The following is a 22,147-nucleotide window of genomic DNA, read 5'->3' as shown; positions in this document are numbered from 1 at the left end:
CTCAGGCAAGCTTACCGTATCGCGTTTCATAGTCACGCACGAGTTGCGACAACGCCTCACTCAGCCGTTTCGCGGCAAAGGGGCTGAGGATGATCCGGTGCTGCAAATCCACTTCCAGTTCAGCGGGCGTAGCGCTGGGCTGATCCCAATTCTGGTTCACACCGAAATTCAGGACCACCTCTTCACGGGTGCTGGTGGCGTTGCACATATTGCAATAGCTGCTCTTGAGATTGGCACTGTTGAACCGAAGCTTCTGCTGGCGCGGCGCGGCCTGTCCCTTGGGCGTCGCGGTCTTTTCATTCATGTGCTTGTCTCCAGTTCGCCAGAAGGCCCTTCACCAGCGGGCGTGGCAGCCTTGCGGCGCTTGTCGCCCGTCTTTTCTCTCGGACCATTGAGGCCGGGAATGAGAATGGGGAGGAAATCACCACCAGTCGTGCATTCACGGTCATCGCCATTGTCGAGCAGGAAGCGCGACAGCCATGTCGACCATTGATCATCGGCCTCCGTCATTCCGGCCATCATGCCTTGAACGGCAGGTCGCGCAGCCATGTTGATTTTCGGCGGCACGGCCGCGGCGGTCGCGACACTTGCTGACGTGACAAGTCCATCGCCGGGTGCTGACGCAGTGGGCGCGGGCGTAACGGGGGCAGGCGTCGCTGGTGGAGCGGCTGTCGGCGATGGCGGCGTGTCGGACCCGGTCGTCGGGGCGGTAGTGCCGTCGTCAGGCTGGTCCTGCTTCTTGCCGTCCATACCCTCTTCATACCAGGCCGAATTCGTTGCGTGGATATCCTGCGCCCAGCGATCCACCGCATCGTAAAAGCCATAAGTGAGCGGGCCGAAATCAGCCGGAGGCACGACCTGCGATCGCCACAGCGGCGCAGGCTTTACCGGGGTGAATTCGATGTCCGGCAGGTGCGGGTTGGCGAACGGGCGATAGTCGCGGATATCGGCGATCAGCGAAGGCGGCGCATCGCCCCACGCCGCGAAGCCCTTGTCGATATCAAGCGCCACGCGCGTTGCGAGCCACAGGTCGGCCATGGTTTGCTGACGATCGGCATTGGTATCACCATAATAGCCGACCAGTTGCAGCGCCTGATCATCCTGGGTGGCCGATGGCGCTGCCGCGTTAATCGCTACGACTTTGACTTCCAGCACTTCGCTCGACCCATAAGGGGCCGTGTCCGGCACGGTCGCATCCAGACTGAGTATCCAGCGGTCGCCCGCAGCGATCGGCGTATCGCTGCTGACGCTGATCCGGGCCAGACGCTTGCCGCCAGCGGCAGCCTCCGTCACGAAGCCAAGGCTTGCGCCCGCAGGCAGATCGGCACCCGGCAATACGCCGTCGACGCGCAACAGTGCAGGATCATACATGACCGTAAATGTCATGGTCTTGACCCCGCCCTGGCTGGCGAAGCTGACTTTCAGCCCGGCATCATCGGCGAGCGGAACATCGACATGCTCGCCCGGCCCGCGCATGAAGTCCGGCAGGCGCGCGCTACCAGCCATGGACTGACTGAAGGTCAGGCTGGTTTGATAGGCACCGCCGATCAGGCCATCATTATTGCCGTCCAGCACCGATCCGTCCGCGCTGATGAATGCGCCATCGGCGATGACCAACCCGTAGCTGCCATATTGCAGCGGTTTGCCATCGGCGCGGGTGAGCGTGAAGCCCAGCCCGTCGGCCGCAAAGCCGAGGGTAAGGGCAACCGCATTGCCACTACTGTCGGTGAGTTGCACCGCCTTGCTGCCCGCCAGACCATCAAGCGGTTCGGAAACGCGCACGACCAGTCCGCCATCGGCAAAACCCGCCTGCGTCAACCGCAGCAGGGGCGGATCATTGACGACCAGGTTGATCGGCGAAGCCAGGAAGCTGCCATCGTCATTGCGCAGGCGCGCGCTGACCAGGAAATTGCCATCGTCCGCATATATGTGGCTGGCCACGCTGGCGCTGCCTGCCACCGAAGCGGGTGCCGTCCCATCACCCCAGTCAATGACCCATTCGATCGGGCTGTCGTCGCCCGGATCGCTCGAACCCAATGCGATGGTATAGGTCTTGCCGGTCAGTGTCGTGGTCAGGCCCGATACGTTGAGGATCGGTGCGACATCGGCCACCGCGACATTGAAGCTCTGCTCGGCCAGCGCGCCATGGGGATCGGTCACGCGGACGGTAAAGACCGCATCCGCGCCGCCATCGGCAGGCAGCCAGTTCAACACTCCGCCGCTCGTCAGCGTTGCCCCCGCTGGTCCTGACATCAGTGAGAATATCAGATCGCCAACCGCATCATCGCCATCGCTTGCAACAAGCTGCAACGACAGCGCGCTGCCTTCATTCACACTGACCGGGCCAACCGCCGCCAGCACCGGAGCGATGTTCGTCACCTCGATATTGAAGCCGGTCTCTGCAAATGCTCCCAGCGGATCGGTTACGCGAACCACGACTGGCTGGCTGCCAAGTCCGGCGGCTGTCCAGCTGAACTGACCATCGCTCGTCACATTTGCGCCTGCCGGACCGCTGAGCAGCGAATAGACGAGCTGCGCTGCGCTATGGTTGCTGTCGGTCGCCGAAAGCGTGATCGCAACATTGCCGCCCGTCTGTACCGAGCGATCGGCGATCGGCGCGAATGTAGGCGCCGGGTTGGAGACCAGGATCGCAAAGCTGCGCTCGGCAATCAGCCCGCCGGTATCCGTGACGCGCACTGTCACGGTCTGGGAGCCGGTTCCGGTCGCGGCCCATCGCAATTCGCCCGTGGGTGACAGCGTTGCGCCGCTTGGGCCAGCGATCAATGTATAGGTCAGGTCCGCCGCCGCATCCTCGGTATCGCTGGCGACAAGCTGCAACGAAAGCACGCTGCCTTCATTCACGGCGACCGGGCCGACATCGGCCAGCACCGGCGCTACGTTCGTGACTTCGATGTTGAAGCCCGTCTCCGCCGATGCCCCCAGCGGATCGGTCACGCGAACCACGACCGGCTGGCTGCCAAGTCCGGCGGCTGTCCAGCTGAACTGGCCATCGCTCGTCACATTTGCGCCTGCCGGACCGCTGACCAGCGAATAGATGAGTTGCGCTGCGCCATGGTTGCTGTCGGTTGCGGAAAACGTGATCGCGACATTGCCGCCAGTCGATACCGAGCGATCGGCGATCGGGGCGAATATAGGCGCCGGGTTGGAGACCAGGATCGCGAAGCTGCGCTCGGCAATCAGCCCGCCGGTATCGGTGACGCGCACTGTCACGGTTTGGGAGCCGGGATTGCCCGCCTGCCAACTGAACAGGCCGCTGGCCGATATGGCCGCGCCATCGGGACCGCTGACCAGCGAATAGGTCAGCGCTTCGGCGACGTCCTCATTGTCGCTGGCCGTGATCGGCAGGATCAGGAGCTTGCCGCTTTCAGCCGCGACATCGCCAAGAGCAGGCAGCGTCGGTGCGGTGTTGCCGATGACCGGCACGACATTCAGGGCGAAACTCCGCTGGTCGAACGCGCCTTTGGGGTCGGTCACGCGGATCGTCACCTGACGGGAGCCGCTTCCCGTCGCTACCCATCGCAATTCGCCGGTAGGCGATAGCGTCGCGCCGCTTGGCCCAGCGATCAGCGTATAAGTCAGATCCGCCGCGGCATCATCGTCATCGCTTGCAGCCAGTTGGAGCGTCAACAGCGATCCCGCGTTGACATCCCGATCCGGCAGCGCGGCAAATACAGGTGCTTCGTTGCCCGGCGCCACGACGGTGATCGCAAAACTGCGTTCGGCTGTTCCGCCGTCGCTGTCAGTGACGCGCACGGTGAAATTCTCGATGCCCGGCAGACCCGCTGTCCAGCTCAACAGGCCCGACGGGTTGACGCTGGCACCGGCTGGGCCGGAAACGAGTGCATAGGTCAGGCCCGATGCGACATCCTCTGCGTCACTTCCCAGCAGATTGAGTGTGACGAAGCTGCCCTGTACCGCGCTGCGATCCTGCACCACGGCTAGTTCCGGCAGATCGTTCACCGCATTCACGGTGATGGTGACACTGGCCGACACCGGCGCGCTCAGCCCATCGGTGATGCTGTAGGTGAAGCTGTCCGCGCCTGCAAAGTTCGCATCCGGGCGGTAGGTCCATGCGCCACCCGTCACGGTCGGTGGGATGAGCGTCCCGTTTGCCGGGCCGCTCAGGATCGCGACATTCAGCAGATCGCCGTCGGCGTCATTGTCATTGGCCAAAAGATCGATGACGATGTCCTGATCTTCATCCCCGCTGCCGCTGTCATTGGCCGCTGCCGGCGGGTTGTTCGCTACCGCCTCAAACATGATATTGTCGATGGTCACACGGCTGTCGAGATCGCCCATCGCGATGAGATCGAAGGAGAGCAACGCGCCGTTGCTGCGGTCGATACCCGCAAGCGAAACAGTCACCGTCGCGATGCCGGTCAGTGGATCGCCGCTCACGGTCACGCCGGGGGCAAGGTAGAGCGATCCGTCGGCCTGCAGGTTGAGCAGGGCGTCGGACAGGTCCAGCCCTTCCAGATCGCCCAGCAGCGACTGGCCGGTAACCGGATCGAGCAGCGCCACTTCAAATGCATCGGGCGGCAGCGCGCTGTTCGCACCCAGAACCGCAGAACGAATCTGGAAGCTGATTTCCGTCGCGCCATTGGGCAGGACGAATTTCTGGTTGAGCGAGGACAGGAAGCGGCTGTCCTCGGCCAGCACACCCAGGCCGCCGGACACCACGCCCCCACCGACTGGCGACCAGCCCGAAGCCGCACCGAAATCGCCATTCTGGAACGGTGCGGTTGCCGGGGTTCGCGGTGCCAGCAAGGCAAGCGGCGCGATGGCGGCGGTCGCCGAATTGCCAGTCCCGGTGAGCGTGACAGTGCGCACCGCCCCTTCGACCGGCGCTGCGACCGGCACAACCGGCAGATCGGCCAGGCCCGGCAAGCGCCGCTCGCCCAGGCCCAGCGATTCATTCATCACCCGGCCGACGGTCGTGGTCGGCAGTCCCGGCAGGCCAAGCTCATGGCCCATTTCGTGAATCAGCACGGTGAGCAGGTCATACCGCCCCGCCGCCGCGCTGCCGTCGATGGCGATCAGCCGGCCGCCCGACGTCAGGAACTCGCTTGCCCCGTTTGGCGTGATATCGACAAACCAGCCGCGCCCGGCACCGTCCGCATCGATCGTGATGACATTGCCCGAATGGACCGCCAGCGCCGCATCCTGATGGTCGGTCAGGGCAAATTCCAGGTCCGCCAATTTCTGTGCGTCAGCGTCGCTGATCCCCGCAGCCATCCAGGCGAGCCGCGCATCGTCGACCAGGCTGGCAAGCTGTTCCAGCGTAACAGCCGGAGCGGTAGGGGTGATTGCAACACCTTCGGCCGCGACCTGCGGCGAACCGGGCATGACGCCATTCATCGCCGCAACCGTCGTGAAGCGAAGATCGTCGAGCAGATATATCTGGCTGACCGCCGTCCCCAGATCCTTGGCAGCGTCGGTGATCGCGTCAATGAATGCCGCGTCCTCCAGATCCTGCTTGTCCTCCGCGGTCGGCGCCATATTTTCATGGGTGATCGTGATCGTCGCCGAGCGGCCCTTATATTCGTCGGGAACGATGACCGAAAATTCACTGGACGTGAACATCCCGGTGCCCAGATCGACCTGCCGCGCGCCCGCCTCCTGATTGGCGACCAGCGCATCGATTGTTGGCAGTCCGGCCCCTTCAAAACGGACGCGAATTTTCGCGCCGGGCTGCAACATATAGGGCTTGTACACCTTGAAGGTCAGATAGGGCTGATCCTTCGGTACATAGACGAAATTGTGGGTGATCGAATCCAGCCCCGGCAGGATGCGTCGCGTCTCCATCTTGATCGCTTCCCAGATGTCGCCATCGGGCAGGAAGGAATCGATGATCTTGGTAAGGGCGGCGCTGGCCCCCATGATCAGCGAATAATTGTCCTGATTGGGGAACAGCTTGTCGAAGCCGTTTTCGATCGCGTTGGAGACATAGGCCTTCAGGCGGTTCAGGCCCGCCTCATCCTTCGTATCGGCACCCAGTGACATGGTGACGCCAGTGCTTTCAACCAGCGTATTGAGGCCGTCATTGAGCGCCTCTGTCGCCATGCCAGCGGCCTTGAATACCTTGTTGGTCGCTTTGAAATATTTGTTGACCATGTCGATCTTTTTGCCGGCATCAAAGCCCGCCCAGCCGATCACCTTTGCAGCCAGCTTCGCCTCAACAAAGTTCAGCGTCGGCAGCTTGAAATTGCCGATGGTGATCTGGTTGGCCAGGCTGACCTGGCTGTCGAAAAAGTCCTCCCAAATCTTGACCAGCACCTTCTTGACCAGCGCCTGGGGATTGGTGTTGACCATGAACAGCGCGGCGACATCGATTTTGCCGATGGCATCGGCATCGGGCAGGCCAAGCAGATCGAGCTTGAACCCCTGCCCGCCATGAAATGCGAAGCCGGGAATTTCGTAGGAAATCGGGAAGCGACCGGCATCGTCGGCCAGTTCACCGGTTGCAATGCGCTCCAGATGAACATTGAGTGATTCGCGGGTACCCTGTTCGAAATCGCCGTTGAAGATGCTCTGGACCGCTGAACCCCCAGGATTGGGTGCCTCGCTATTGTCCTTGGTGACATCAACCTCGCCGCCGCTGATGATCGGCCGGAAATCCGCCCCGCCGCCTGCGGCCGAATAGAACCAGCCGGTACCCACGCCGTCGGTGATGTTGAAATGCGTCGTGGAGGTCGTGTTGCCGGTGACCATCTGGCTCGCCGCACCGATACGCACCGACATGCTGGAGCTTGTCACCTTGCCCGGATCGACAAAATACCATGGCTCCATATTCCATTGGTCGAGCGACGGCAGGCCGAACACTTTGGGCCGGATGCCATCGTCGGTGATGCGCCGATAGATATCCAGTCCCTGGAATTTGGTCATGTTGGTGTCGATCGTGCCGGCATACCATTGCCACACGCGACTATGCGGGCCACCTGCCCCCAATCCGGCAAAATCGTCCAGATTGAACCCGGATACGCCCGGAACGACGCCGCCCAGATACCGCGAAATATCCGTCGGGCCAATATCGCGCCCGTTGGGCGTGGCCGTCGTGAAAGTCTGCGAGGCGGCATCCTGATAATAATTGTCGCTGAAGCTGATATTCGACCACAATTTGACGTCTGGATCGAGGAAATCGCCGAACTTCACCGGATCAAGTTGTACGCCCAGCGTCTGCGCCAGATCCTGGAATTTCTGAATGCGGAACGCCATCTTGGCGGCGCCCGCCGCCTCGACCATGCCCTTGCCGACACCGCCCAGGATCGCCCCCGTCGCCACCAGCGAAAGGCCGCCGGAGCCGACCGCCGTGCTGACCGCGCCGACAGCCGTGGCGACCGAACGCACGGCGAGCGCCAGCGATTTGAAACTGCTATAGGCCTTCGCGATGTTCAGCAGGGTATTGACCGGAATATCCAGCGAATCCTGGACGAAATCATGCGGGTCCAGCGTCGTCATGTGGATGCCGCTGGTGACCCGGCCATAATAGCCAAGGCGCTGAATGATCTCGCTATTGACCACCGTTCCGCGTGAATGGCCGATGAAATGCAGAGGCGAGCTGAGCAGCGTATTGCTCGATTCCGCGTCCAGATCCATGAGCGCGGCAAACAGAGCGTCGGCGGCAGCTTCGGAGAAACCCGCTTCGGCATGGGCGGATTCACGGACCCAGTCCGAAATCAGCACGACAGGCTTGCCGGCATAGGCTGCCAGCATATCACCAGTGACAACCCTTGTCGGGTTGCTCATGTCCACCCAGGTGCCCTTGTTCTTATCATAGAGCAGGACGATGCCGCCCCCGCCCAGACGCGAGATCATCTCTCCCATTTCCTGGAAAGCCGCAGGCTGGTGGAAGGAATCATTGTCGGTCCAGATGCCGTCCAGCTGGAAACCATGGGTCAGTACGGTCACGCCGTTGAACGTGCCGGCCGGCACCTTGTCGGGCAGAACGGTAAATTGCCGGAAATCGCGAATGCCAAATTCGGTTGAACGGACGCCCCAGAAATAGGTCTGCCCACCGGTCAGAACCCGCGCAAATTCAGGATCGAAGGTCAGTTCAAATTTGCCCGGAGGCAGCGCCCCATCCGACACCACTTCGCCGCTCGCCAGAACCCGCCATTTGCCCGCTTCCAGATTCACCTTGGTAAAAATGCGGCTGGGATGCTTGTCGGAACCCTGCCAGTCGGGCTGTTGCAGCAAACCTCTCTCGCGGATCGGATCGTCCGGCCACAACCCGTCGCCGGGCGCGAGGGTGCTGAGATAGAAGCTGGTTTTCATAACCGATCCAGCCGGAATGAGCGTCGGATCGAATTCCCACTTGAAGGTCAGCGGCGGCGGGTTGTCGCCATGAAGGTCCAGTTCGGTCGTCGGGGTGAGCAGATTGAGCGCCTGGATCGCATTGAGCGCCAGTCCGCGCCCATGCCGGGTGACGTCAACGGCACCCTGGCCGGTGGATTCATTATAGATATCGAAGGGATAGTTGGGGTTATCGATCGCCTTGTCCTGAAACTCGACGAGCAGCTTGTCGAAATCGCTGCGCTTGGCGATGTCGCGGACCTTGTTGATGTCCATGATGACGATGTTACCGGCACCCCGGTAATTCGCGTAAAGCTTGGTGCCGGAGCTATCGACACGCAATTCCTCCAGGAACGCGAACGGAACCGGCGTCGTCGCCCCGACGAGCCGACGGTTCGGCCCGAAGGGATCCTGGATGACGAGAATTTTTGAACCGACCCGGTAAAATTCATCGACCAGCTGAGAGTAATCGAGGTCGCGATACCAATAGAGGGTCGGCAAACCCCAATCAGCGACAAACATATATTCCAAGTCCGGCGTGACTGCGATGCCCGACGCATTATGGACGTTGAGATCCGGCACCCGGCCGATCGAAAAGCGGCCTTCATCGGTGCTGCGCTTCTTGTCGACGCTGATGACCAGCCCGGCGATGGTGAACGGTTGTTCGAACACGCCGATTTCCTGACCCATGGTCAGGGTCGCGACCTGGGTAACGATGTGCGTTCCGGCAGGCGTGCGCTCCAGCAACTTGGCACCGCGATTGCGGTCCCCGCGCGCAACGAATACCATTTTGTTGGGATCGACGGTCGGCTGGATATCGAACACCTCGATACCTGCCGCGACCTTGTCCACAACAGTTCGCCATCCGTGGATATTGGCCTGATCCTCGGCCGGGCGCTGTTCCTCATCGACGTTGACGACCATGATCAGGCCGGCATCGCTGTTCTGATTGTTGATCCAGGGGCGCTGACCGAACATTTCGGATACCGGCAGGCCCACATAGAGGCGGGTGCCATCGGCATTCAGTGCCATGCTCGTGATATGGCCGAACTGTTCGCCCTTGCTGGTGATTTCCATATTCAGCGTATGTTGCGGGTCGGCGATGACCTTCAGATAATTGTCCCGGCCCGGATCAATGTTGATGACATAGACCTTGCCCAGCCCGGCTGCGTAGAGATAGCCATTCTCCGTATCGACCGCGAGCGCCGTGACCACCCCGCCCTCGACCTTGATGAAATCATTGTCGCTATTGGGGTTGAGATCATATTGGCGCAGCGTCAGCGTATCGATGACGGCAATACCCTTTTCGGTCGCCACAAATGCTGCGCCCAGGTCGCCGGTCACGACGATTTCCCTGACCGGCGCGCCAAGATCGATACGGGCGATCAATTGGTCCGTAGCCTGTGTCGTTTCGAACGAGAGTTTGCGATCGATGATCTGCACGCCCTTCGCATCGCCGACAAAGGCATATCCCGCCTTGTTGTCGATCTTGACCACCGCGCTTTCGACCAGTTCGGTGAAATCATTGGGCTCACCGCTCGCCGACCCGAACGATCCGACAGCCGGGCGGACGATCGTGATATCGCTGGCCCCCAGCAGGACGGTGGGCGGTGCCGTGAAGCTTAGTCGCTGTGTCCCGCCAATGCTGCCGGTTATGACTGCATCGGATATCACAACCCGCTTCGATCCGTGGGTCAGGACGACCCGGACGTTGCTGGTCTTTGCGCTGATCGATCCGGCTTCACCGTCGATGAAGTCAAGCCCTGTGATCGTGACGGACGTGCTGCCGTCATTGGCGACCAGCGATGCGACGCTGGAGACAATCGGTCCCTTGTCGGACTGGAAGGCCTGCGGCGGGAAGCTGGCAAGGATCGTCTTGCCGTCATTCAGTTCCGCCTGCGTAAATTCAGGCGACAGGTCGATCCGGCGGACGGCGTCCTGATCTTTCGCCAGATCGGCGTAAATCTGGATTTCCTTGAGCTGCGCAAACAGCGGCAGCGCGATCGACCCGATGGCAGCGCCAGCCAGACCAAGCGCGACCGTCGCGCCAGCCAGGCCGCCAACGGCGGCAATGCCGATGGCAGGCGCGAACACCAGCGCATTGAGCGCCGTGAAGCCGACGTTCAGCCGCAGGATCGGCAACGGCTTGGCCGCACCCGCGACCAGGACCGCGCCACGCCTGCTCAGGCCAGGAAATGGCGGCGACTTGGCTCGTGCCATGCCGTCGGCATCGATCACCCCGGAATCGATGACCGTCCAGACCGGAATAGTCTCACCATTCGGTCCAAGCGGCAAATCGACGCTGGCAAAGAACCAGACCTGATCCCCCGGATTGCCCGTTACCGGCACCGCGATCTGGACCGTATCGTTGAATTCCGCGCCATCGACCTGAAGGTCGAATGCGCTCAGGAAGTGGAACGCATCGGTCGCGGGCATGACGATGGGCAGTTCTGCCTCCGTCAGCGTATCGATCGTGACCGTGGCATTGCCGCTCAGCGTGCCCGGCCCAAAGGCGATCTGGACGCCATCGGCATTCTGCACGATGGCACCCGCAGCGCCATTGACCGCAACATCATCCCCAATGACCGGCGGCGTGACGGACACCATCACCCGATCCTCGCTGAAGCCGTTGATCACGGTGACAAAGGTCGATCCGGCACCGACCCCGCGCATCAGGCCGTTTTCATCGACGGTCACGATCGCGCTGTCGGCGGATACATAGACGGTCCCTGCCGCCGCGCCGTTGGCGAAGGTTTCCTCCGTCGGATCAAGGCTGGTGATAATGGCGCGTGAGCCGCCGTTGGGCAGCAGGGTCACGCTGTCGGGATAGGCGTTGATCCCGTAAATCTGCGTCATCAACTCACGCACGCTGTCGGGTTCGCCCACCGTCAGCGACGTCGCCGCCGCGATATTGCCGCGTGAGACCTTCAGATAGGTCGACCCCTGAGCCAGAGCCAATAATGTCCCGTCCGTGCCCAAACGGACGATATCGGGATGGCCGACGCTCGCCGTCACATAGGAATAGGGCAGCGAAACATCGGCCTGATCGGCAAACTGACCGACAAGGCCCACGCCGCCACTTTCGCCCGGTGCCGCAAAGGCTGGCTGGCGCAGCGCGAAATTCAAGGACAATAAGGCCGCATCGGAAACGTTGATGTCGATGACGCCTTCGGCCGAACTGCCAAAGCCGTCATCGGCCGAAAAGCGGATCGACGCCGCGCCCGAATAGCCGGCGGTCGGCGTGAACAGGACGCCACGCCCATCGGCGGCCAGGGCAGCCGCTCCACCAGTCGCACCGACGATACGGAAATAGAGACGATCGCCATCCGGGTCGGTCGCCAGCTTGGTCAGATCGACATAACGCTGCAAGTCGACATGGGTTTTTTCCAGCGGAATCGTGGCGGCGATTACCGGCGACTGGTTCGCCCGGAAACCATAGTTGGCAGCGACGATCTGATTGTCGATCGCGTCCGTCACGCCATCGCCACTGACATCCGATCCGGCGAGAGCGGCGACCACGGCGGCACTGTCCAGCCCATCGACCTTCGCATCGCCGTTGATATCGCCCGCGGCGCGCATCTCGAAGGAATAGGCACCACTGCCAGACATCCGCAACTCGTGCAGTCCCGATGTGGACAGGGCGAACAGCGTCACAAGCTTGCCGCCAGCCTGGGCGCTTGCCAGAGGGGTCAGCCCTGTGATCTGGGGCATTACCGTTCCCGTGGTCTCTACCCTGAGGATAACGAATGTGTTGGGAAGCCCCTCCAACTCGCTTTCGCGCAGCGTGAACGCGAAACTTTCCGCGCCGCCTGCGCCAAGATCGCCCGATACCGTCTGGCCGGTGAACGTCGCCGGGGTCGCCAGATCAGCGACAATCGCCTCCGTCACCACGGTGCCGTCGCCATTATAGACGATCCGTTTGCCTGCGCCCGATGAAGGCACTTCAAGCGCCAGCCGACCATCGACATAGCCGTAGCGGACGCCCGCCCCGGTCACGAGATCGCGCAATGCAGTCAGCTGGTTGTCCTCGTCCCAGCTGTAGATGCTTGCCTTGCCTGTTGCATCGGTGACTTGGGTAACATTGCCGCGCGCATCATGCAGGAAGCGCAGCGCATCGCCGCCCAGCGCGGTGACGCCGCTGTCGCCGATCAGCAGCTTGCCTTCAGCCTTTTGAATTTCGACCGTGCCGCGCTGGCTGTCGAGAATGTAGATCGTGCCGTCAGGCGCACGCAAGGCATAGTCACGATCGCCGAACACTGGCGAACCGGGATTATAGGCCGCGCCGCTATCCACATCGTAGAATTTGCCGCCAATCTTGCGAAGCTGGACATCGATCGAGCTGAACTGCCAGCCATGTGTGCCATCAGCCGTCCAGGCGGGGCGGTAGAAGGTCTGCCCGCCGATGACCTCCTCAACGGGGTTGAAGGTGAAGCCCGCCCGTTCTCCGGTGGGCAAGGTCAGGAACAGTCGCGTGCCAATCTCGAACGCGGGCAGCGCGCCGCCTGCGTTGGGCTGGCTGCCGACGCTGGTGACTATATCAGCGTCAAGACCAAGGAACGTCCATTTGCCCGTGATGCTGTCATAGGCCCGGACCAGATCGAACGGCACGCCGCCCAGCACGGTCGAGATATCGACATGCTGCGTGGTATAGCGGGACGTCTTGTCCGCGCCCGTGCGCAGTTCGATCGTGGCGCTGTCCACGCTGGTCCGGCCGGAAATGTCGGTGGCGGTCAGCCGCAGGCGGTAGAATCCGTCAGCCAGGCTGCGCCCGTCCAGCGTCGCGAGCGTACCAGCAAGGTTGGCACCGCCTTCACCCAGCAGGGTGACATCACCCTGCCCGTCGATCAATTGCAGCGTCCAGCCGTCGAGATTGCTGTCGTCGATGGTCCCGGTGATCGCCAGGGTCGAAGTGACGATAGCGTCGTCGATGGCTCCGTCGAACAGCACGCTCGGCGCGTTCTTGTCCAGCGGGTCGCGCACTTTAAGGATTTGCGTAATCGTCTTTTCGCCACCGTCTGCGTCGCGCGCAGTGACGGTGAAGCTATATTTGCCTGGCGAACCGGCCACCACCGTTGCCCGCCCGTTCGCATCAAGCAGCACCTCCTGGCCGTCGAGCAGAACGCGCAGGGATGTGATGTCCGCCAGGCTGTCGGCCACGGCGTGGATCAGCACATTTTGCCCCGGTGCCGCCGGGAAACTGGGCGTCAGCTCCAGGCGGACGACTGGCGGCACGGGATCGATCGTCGCGCGCAGCAATATCGTCTGGCGTACCTTTGCCCGTCCGTCATCGGCAATCAGGGTGACGGCATAATCGCCCGCCTGACCGGGACCAGGGGTCCAGACAAATTCGCCGGTAACAGCGTCGAAGCTCGCCCCTTCGGGCAAATCCTCGGCGGAGAATGTCAGGACATCCTCGCTGTCGGGGTCGCTTGCCCGGACGGTGAAACGCTTTTCCTCGCCAATCAGGAAGGCGTGATAGCCCTCATCGAGCACCGGCAGACGATTGACGTTGGCCACCCGGACCATGACGTCGATGCTATCCACCGCGCCCAGCGGGTCGGTCGCGGTAAAGCGCAGGATATGATCTCCGGCCTGCGCATAGCCAGGCGTCCATTGGATCTCGCCGCGCGCAGGGATGAACAACATCCCTTCGGGCAAGCCGTTGGGAGCCTGATAGATGACGGGGTCGGCGTCGGGATCGCCCGCGATGATGCGGAACACCATCGGCGCGCCCTCCCGCGCCAGTTGCAGGCCCATCGGCACGAACACCGGTGCCTGATTGGCATTGGCGACGGTCAGTGTGATCGTTTCGCTGCTGCTGGAATGGCCGTCGCTGACGGAGAAGGTGACGCTATATTCGCCGCTGGAATTGAGCGGCGGTGTCCAGACAAATGCACCGGTCACAGGATCGAGCGAGGCCGTCTCCGGCGCGCCGCTCATCGTGAAGGTCAGCCGGTCATTGTCCGCGTCAGCCCCGGACAGTGTGAACGCCAGGGCTTCGCCTTCCGTGATACTATGATTGCCCACCGGGGCCAGTTGCGGGGCGGCATTTGTGGCGCGCACCACCACCTTGAACGATGCGGTGTCGCTCACGGGCGTGACGACGCCGCTGCCGGAATCCGTTACCGTCACCAGAGCGTCATGGTTGCCGGCCTGCGCCAGTGTCGGCGTCCATTCGATCAGCGCCTTGCCGTAAATGCTGGTGGGCGTGATCGTGGCTCCGGGCAGCCCGGCAACCGCATAGGTCAGCGCGTCCTGGTCCATGTCGGCGACATTGACGACCACCTTCATGGCCTCCCCGATCACCGCCACGACATCGCCGATATAGCCGATTTCCGGTGCCTCGTTCGGGCTGGTCACCTTGATGGTGAAGGCATAGCCGCCGCCCAGCGGCTCACCCGATCCGTCCCCGTCATCGGTAGCGGTGACGATGACGACATGGTCCCCGCGCGCATTGGCGCCGGGCGCGACGCGGATCTTGCCGGTCCCGTCGCCATTATCGACGAAGGTGATGAAATTGGGCAGCGGACGGAACGGGCTTTCGTTGCGCAGGGCCAGGACCAGCGGATTGCCGTCCGCGTCGCTCGCGCTGACGGGAATTTCCAGGACCGCATCTTTGGCAACCGTCGCATTTTCGATCGGGCTGACCACCGGCCGGCGGTTCTGGTTGAACACGCTGATCGGAACGATGATGTCCGTCGTCAGCGGAACGCCCGTCCCATCACCGTTATCGGTCGCACGGAACCGCACGACATGGTCGCCAGCCTGGGCATTGGTCGGCGTCCAGGTGAAATCATAGGTGTCCGGGTCGAATGTCGCGCCGGGCGGGATGTCGCCGATCAACTGGACGGTTACGCTCCGCGACGTCTCGCTGGTTTCAACCGCCTCCCCGTTTTCGCCGTTGCGCAGAGCGGGCGTATAATAGGGGTTGTCGGGGTCAAAGGCGAATACGTTGAAGGCAAGCTGCTGGCCTTCGAGTATCTGCCACCCCTCAAGCTGGTCGAACACTGGTGCGGCATTGGCATTGCCGACGGTAATCTTGGTGACGAACCGCACCAGCGTTTCGCCATCGGTGACGAAGAAGGCGATGTCATAGACACCGTTCTGGATATAGTTGGGCGTCCAGGTAAATTCGCCGGTCGTCGGGTTCAGCGTCGCGCCAAAGGGCAGGGTTTCCGCGCCATAGGACAGTTCGCGATCGCTGCGCGAGCTGGCATTGATCCGAAAATTGACGAGATCGCCTTCGCGCGCAATCCTGTCGGCAACAGGCACCACCTGGGGCGGCTCGTTTCGTTCGGCAACGAACAGGGTGACCACCACCTCATCACGGGACAAGCCATCGGTGACGAAGAAGCGGACATCATATGTCCCCGCCGATTCATAGCCCGGCAACCAGGAAAAGGCCCGCGTCGCCGGATCGAATGTCGCCCCGGCGGGCAGCCCGTCCGCCCAATAGGTCAGCGGCTGCGATTCAGGATCGACCGCGACCAGCTCGAATTCGAACAACTGCCCTTCCCCGCTCGACACGGCGGAGAGGGATGATGTGAATTCCGGCGCGCGATTGCCCCCGGCGATCGCCAGCACGAAACGCTGGAGCGAGACGGCACCGCGTGCATCGAACGCCTCTATCACCACCGGGGTGATTGATGCCGTACCGGCGGGCGGCGTCCATTGCAGCAGGCCGGTCGTAGCGTCGATCGTCATGCCCGCAGGCGCAGTGAGCAATCCGAAGGACACCGCCTGCCCTTCGGCATCGTTCGCCACGACTTGATAGCTGAGCGGCGTCCCGACGGTCGCCGATTGCGGCGGCACACTGACGAAGGACGGTGCGGTGTTGGGAACGGCATTCGCAACGATGCCGGTCACGAAATCAAGCCGGCGATTGGCCGACGTCGTGATCGAAACCGTGCGGCCGGACGTGCTTTCGCCTGCCTCCAATATGCCATCGGGCGGCAACGCGCCGGACAGGTCGATCAGGAAGCGTCCGTCGTCGGTCTGGCCGGTCGCGCCCAGAGGAACGCCGGGAAAACCACCCAGCGGGTCGATCGTCAGCAACGCAGGCAGGGTGATCGGCCCGTCAGTCTTGTTGGTAATCGTCACCTTGTAGGAGATGGTGCCCGTCTCACGGTCCAGCCGGGTATCCTCGAACAATATATCGACAAGGGTCGAGATATCCTCGAACGCCGCAAATCCGGTCTGATAATTGACGCCCATGCGCTGGCCGTTCGCCGATGTCAGCGGTGCGCCAATGGTCAGCGTATAATCGCCTGCCGGGATATTGCCGACGTTGAGATAGGCGGTCCGGCTGGCCGCATCATAGGTGACGGCGCGGATTTGCTGCGCGCCCAGCGTGGCGTGATTGAGCGTATAATATTCGGCATTGGTCACCGATCCGGCCTGACTGGCCGCTCCGGCGAACATGTCCTGATCGAATGTGACCGACAGGAAGGCCTGCGGCAGCGCGATCTGCGCACCGGGAGACGGATTTGTGGCGACGACGACGGGCGCGGTTGCAGGCGCGATGATGTCGACCTGGTTGCTCTGGCTGACCAGCACACGGCCATCGCTGGTCGTGATGACGACATCGCCGCGCGACCCTCCCTTGGCCACGTCGATCCGCCGCAAAGTCGCGGTATCCACCATGGTCAGCGCGCCGCCCGGTTCCGCAAGACCCGCATCGTCGACCGTTCCGGCGGTGTGCGTGACGAACAGCAGTCCGTCGAGCCGCGTCCCTGCCTGACCAAAAGCCAGCGAATCCGCGGGCGCGTCGAAGGTCAGCATGGTTTCCGCACGCGCGCGATCCGTGAAACGCACCACTTGCTTGCGGTCCGGCCATGTCACCGCCCACAATGCACCATCATTGTCGAAAGCCAGACTGCCGACGCGCAGATTTTCGTCCCTGCTCCACTGGGTGAAGCTGCCATCGTCGGGGTTGAAGATCGAAACACCGCTGTTCGTCGACACATAGATTTTGCCGGTGGTGGGATGCACCGCCAGCGCGATGGTGACGCCATCGCCGAACCGATCGAGAACCGCCCCGGTCTGGGGATCGAGCCTCAGCAGCGGCCCGCCGCCCGTGGTCGCCCACAGCCCGCCGTCCGCATCGAACGCCATGTTGAAAATGGCCGTGTCCAGCTCGGCAAACGGTGTTGCCGCCGCGCCGCCCTGCCCGCTGAATTTCCAGATCGTGCCACGATTGGTGCCGCCGGAGACCAGGAAGTCGGCCTCCGGCGTCTCCACAATGGCCATCGGGCCGATTTCGCTGGTGCTGCGGGTGATGCCGGTGGCGAAGGCGCGCGCGACGAAGGGACTGAGGACGGAATCAAATTCGCTCGGCGCACTCAGCGGAGCCGCAGCGGGGACCAGTGCTTCGGCCTGCGTGAAAAGCGCGTTGGTCGAAGGCTCCGGCGTGGGTGCGGGCGGCTGCCCGAAATTGGGTGCCGTCGTGTCGGGCACAGTGGGCACACCGCCCAGATTGACGCTGGACCCATCCGAAATGGCGTTGACGCCGGGCTTTGGCACTTCGCGATTGCCCGCAATATCGGTCGCCAGTGCCAGAAATTCATAACTTTTGCCGGCCTCGCCCTCAAAGACGAGCACACCGCTGACATCGGGCAACATCCGCTGCCAGATTTTGAAATCGCCACCGTTTTCAGCGGCATAAAGCGTCACATGCTTGACGCCGGAACCCCCGACGTCATCCAGAACACGCCAGTTGACCTCGAAATTCGCTGTCGTCCCCACTCTTTTGGCGGTGAGTGTGCTGGTCGGCGCGGCGGCGTCGATCATTTGGCTCAGGACAATGGTGTCTTCGGGCGCGAAGCCATCCATCAGCACCCGTGCGGACGCGGAAATGCGCTCGCCGGTCGCCACATCATCCGCAGGAACAATGGTGTAGCTGACAAAGCCCGCGCCCTTACCGCTGGCATCATTGGGGGCCAGCAGACCGCGGGTCGCGTCCTGCAGGACTTCGCCTGTCAGCGGGTCGATCGCCTGGATGAGCCAGCTGGCGCTCGCTGGTTGCTGGAACAGGTCCAGCACCGCGCTCACCCGCAGGATGAACCCGCGGGTCGCAGTAAAGTCGATCTCGGCGTCGAAACTGGTACGGCCATCCGGCACGTCGATATTGATATCGCCGATCTTGATATCGCCGAGGCGGAAGCTGCGCGGATCGAGATCGGGGTCGAGCGTGGTCACGACCTGGATTTCGTTCGTGTAGCGCGCCGAACCCGCCGCATTTTCGAAGCTGACGGTATAGGGCAGCTCCGCCGCGCCCGGCAGCCAGCCCTGCGTGTCGAGCGTCTGCGGACCTGTGATCGATGCCAGCCGGTTGACCTGACCCTCGCTGGCAAAGAAGCGCGAGAAATCCAGCTGGGCAAATTCCTGTCCGTCCACCGGCTCCGGCCCGTTAATCTGGAAATCGGCGGGCAACCCCGCACCGCGCTGGTCGAACGGCACCCATGGCACGAAAATACGGAATGCTTCGAAATGGGTGGGCGTGGACAGACCCAAATCATAGTCCGCCCGCACCGGGAGCGCGGGAACCGGTATCTCGCCATCATATTTGTCGCTATGGCGCGGGTCCATATATTCGATCGCGGCCATCAGCCCGTCCTGATGCCCGTAATAGGCGCGGATTTGATCGAAGAAGGCGAGCAGATCGCCCGTGGAGCGAACCGCAGAGCCGCCGGGGCCGAACAATATGCCCGATGCCAGCGTGGTCATCATGCTGACGATATGCTGTTTCGTCCGAATGGGCGGAACGTCCTGCTCGTCGCGCAGCAGACCGGCCTGCTCCAGCGCGGCGAGATAGAGGTCGGTCCACTGCCCTTCATCGGCCGCCAGCGCCAGCAAAGGTGCTGGCGCATCGTTCGCCTCAAGGATCGCGGTGCGCAGGTCGCGCGCCTGCTTCGACTGGAAGTCGACAAATTCGGCCCGCGTCATCGTGGTCGCCGCCGCGACGATATGGAAGCGGAACGGGATGAACGGGATTTCATCCTTGCTGGGAACGGCGCTATTCTGCTGATACAGGCCGACGAAATCGAGCTGATCGAGCGTGCTGCGCGCGGCAGGCATGATCTCGCTCACCTTGTCCTTGACCGCTTCCCACCAGTCGCCAAGGCCACCTTCGCCACCGTCCAGGATCGGCGCGAGATCGGGGAACAGGCTGTTCATCCTGTCCTGAAATGCGCTGAAGGCCCGATCCGCCATTTCCTTAAGGCCAGGATAGGTACGGATGTTGACGGTAAAGCCGCCAAAGCCGTCAGCGGGCTGATCGAACAGGAAGCCCGATGTCAGCAATTGCCCGTTGGTGTTGGTGATCGATTCCAGGTTGATGAAGGGGACATTGGCATTGTCGCTACCCTCTGCGCCCTCTGGAATACCGCGCACATTGGTGAAGAATTCCAGGAATTTGAGGCCATAGACATATTGGTTGTAATTGAGTTCCGGCACGCCGACCTGGAAAAAGGTGTAGGGCGCATCGAGGTTGGAAATATTCTGGAGCGCGATGGAATAGGTCGCCTGATCGCCCGCCAGTATGACACGCGGCCCACCCACGCCAATCGTGACTTCGGGCTCGATCCCACGCTCGATCAGGAATCGATAGGGTTCGACCGTTTCGGCACCATCAGGATTGGTAACCTTCAGATCGTATAGGCCATGCGGCGCGTCGGTAAAATCGAACGTCGCGATGATCGTGCTGCTGTCGACCACTTCCCAAGCGACCGGCTCAAACTCGGCAATGCCCGGTCGGGACAGCTTCAGGATCGCATTCTCGTGGAAGCGCGCGCCCTTGATCGTCGTGGTGACATAGCGGCTGTCGCCACCGGTATCGGTGTCTATGCTGGTGATCACCATCGGCATCAGATCGGCGATCAGCCGTACCGTACTGCCTTCGTCCGGGCCGCTATAGCCGCGCACCATCACATAATAGACGCCCGGTTCCGTATCCGGCACGATCGCGGTGAGTTCCTGCGCCAGAGGCCCGGTATAGGTTGCGTCGAACAGTGCGGAGGTCGGCACATCATCATGCCGCAGGAACACCTCGTTGATTGCACGCTCATCGTCGGACGCCACGCGCAGCCGCAGGGTCTGTTCTGCCGGCACGACGATGCGATAAAGTCGCTCCTGCCCCGGCTTGAGATTGGCCGATAGCGGGATTCCGAGCGTCAGCGTCTCGATCGAGATGCTGGTGGCATTGGCGGCGGCGGTGATGTTGTTCGCCTCGCCCACATCCTCGAACAATTGATTGCGCGCATCGGCGCGAACGATAATGCGATAATCACCCGCCGCCGCGCCGGGCAGCGTGGTATCCAGGTTGAGCGTATAGCTCTGGTCCGCCAGCAGCGATCCGGCGAAATTGGCACGCCCCAGCAGCTTGTCGCCAACGTCCCAGGTCGCATCGCGCGACAGATAGACCGCGTCGCTCCAGCTGCCCGAAGCGGTGACCGCGCTTTTGTTCGTCACCGTCCAGCTTATGGTGACGGGATCGCCCGCCTGCTTGTTGTCCGGCGCCACGATATCCGTGACCTGAATGTCGGTTGGCGGGGGCAGTTCGATGACCATCGGCACATCGCTGCCACGCACATTGTTGCGCTCGTCCGCTTCAAAGAGACTGCCGGTGGCATCATAGCGCGCCGGATCGGTAACCACGAAAACATAATAGGCTTCGGTGCCCAGGTCTCCTGGAACGACGAAATCCTTGACCACGGAATAGGTGCCGCCCGCGTCCAGACCGCCGGTATGGCGGATCGAACCCAGGAAACGATCCGATGTCAGGTCAAGAAACGGATCGCGGGAGAGATAGACAAGGTCATCCCATTGCGGTTGCAGGGTCGGGGTAGCGCCGCCCACATTGGTGACGCTATATTCCACGCGGAAGGGCTGGCCACGGGTGGCGCGCAACGGCGCGCTGAGCGTCGCGACCTGAAGATCTGGCGGGGTATAGGGCGTCAGCGTGACCGGTTGCACGGTCAGGTTGTTGCCCTCCCCTGCATACTCCCGGACCTTGCCGTTGACCGCACCGCGCACACCGGCAAGGCGCGGAGACAGCGTGCTGTTGGCATAGCCCGATTGTTCAAGGCCCGAATCCGCCGCCGCGATGACGTTGAAACCACCCTCCAGCTCGAACGGCAGGCTGACGGTGACCTTGGCAATATAGGATTCGCCGGGATTGAGTATGCCGACATGCGTATTTTCCGCGCGGACGATCACGCCGGGCGACGCTTCCCGCGACATCAGCCAGTCGCCCTCATCGAGCGAGGCGTCGAGCGACAAATAGACCCGGTCGACCCAGGAATTCTCGCGCGTCGCCCGCGTGCCGACATTTTCGACGCGGAAGCTGATTTCGACCGTACCGCCCGCAGGCAGCGTGTCGGGCAAGGTCAGTTCGGTAACCTTCAGGTCCGCCTCGCGATAGACGACCGGGAACTGCGCCTGTTCGACCGTCCCGGCGGGCAGCTCGAATACGAAATTCCGGAAAGCCTGGTCCCTTAGCGCATCATTATCGCCCGACCGGACGATGTCGCTGGGCACCACGGGCCGCCTTGGCGTGTTGGTGAACACATAGACATAATATTCGCCATCCACCCCCGGCGGCATGTCGAATTCCAGCGTGTTGGTGTAGCTCTGCCCCGTGCCCAGCCCTTCATTGGCCTGTGTGACCGATCCGACATAGGTCGCGCGGTTTTCAATGAATGTCGGGTCCTTCGACACCCAAATCTGATCGGTCCAATATTGCGTGCCCGACCAGACCGGCGCGCCCTTATTCTCGACCGTATAGGTAACGCTTGTCCGTTCGCCGGAATAAGCGACGACGCCTGGCGCGGCAGGC

General features: G+C 62.2%; 2 protein-coding genes (1 of these 2 cut by a window edge). Both read right to left on the bottom strand.

The window, feature by feature from the left end; genetic code table 11:
• Position 1: 1 nt before the first annotated feature.
• Complete coding sequence (locus Q0D44_RS01865; protein WP_294131526.1) at positions 2 to 304, bottom strand: DUF3467 domain-containing protein; 303 nt, start codon at positions 302 to 304, stop codon at positions 2 to 4.
• A protein-coding gene (locus Q0D44_RS01860; protein ID WP_294131524.1) for a putative Ig domain-containing protein crosses the window boundary here: on the bottom strand, positions 301 to 22,147 show its 3' portion. Its footprint extends 15,341 nt past the window's final position; only the last 21,847 of its 37,188 coding nucleotides appear in the window; the start codon falls outside the window, past its right edge; the stop codon is at positions 301 to 303. The genes Q0D44_RS01865 and Q0D44_RS01860 overlap by 4 nt, the downstream gene beginning before the upstream one ends.

This window comes from Sphingobium sp. (assembly GCA_023266575.1).
In the GTDB taxonomy this organism is placed as follows: Bacteria; Pseudomonadota; Alphaproteobacteria; order Sphingomonadales; family Sphingomonadaceae; genus Sphingobium.
This window is presented reverse-complemented; position numbering and strand designations above follow the sequence as displayed.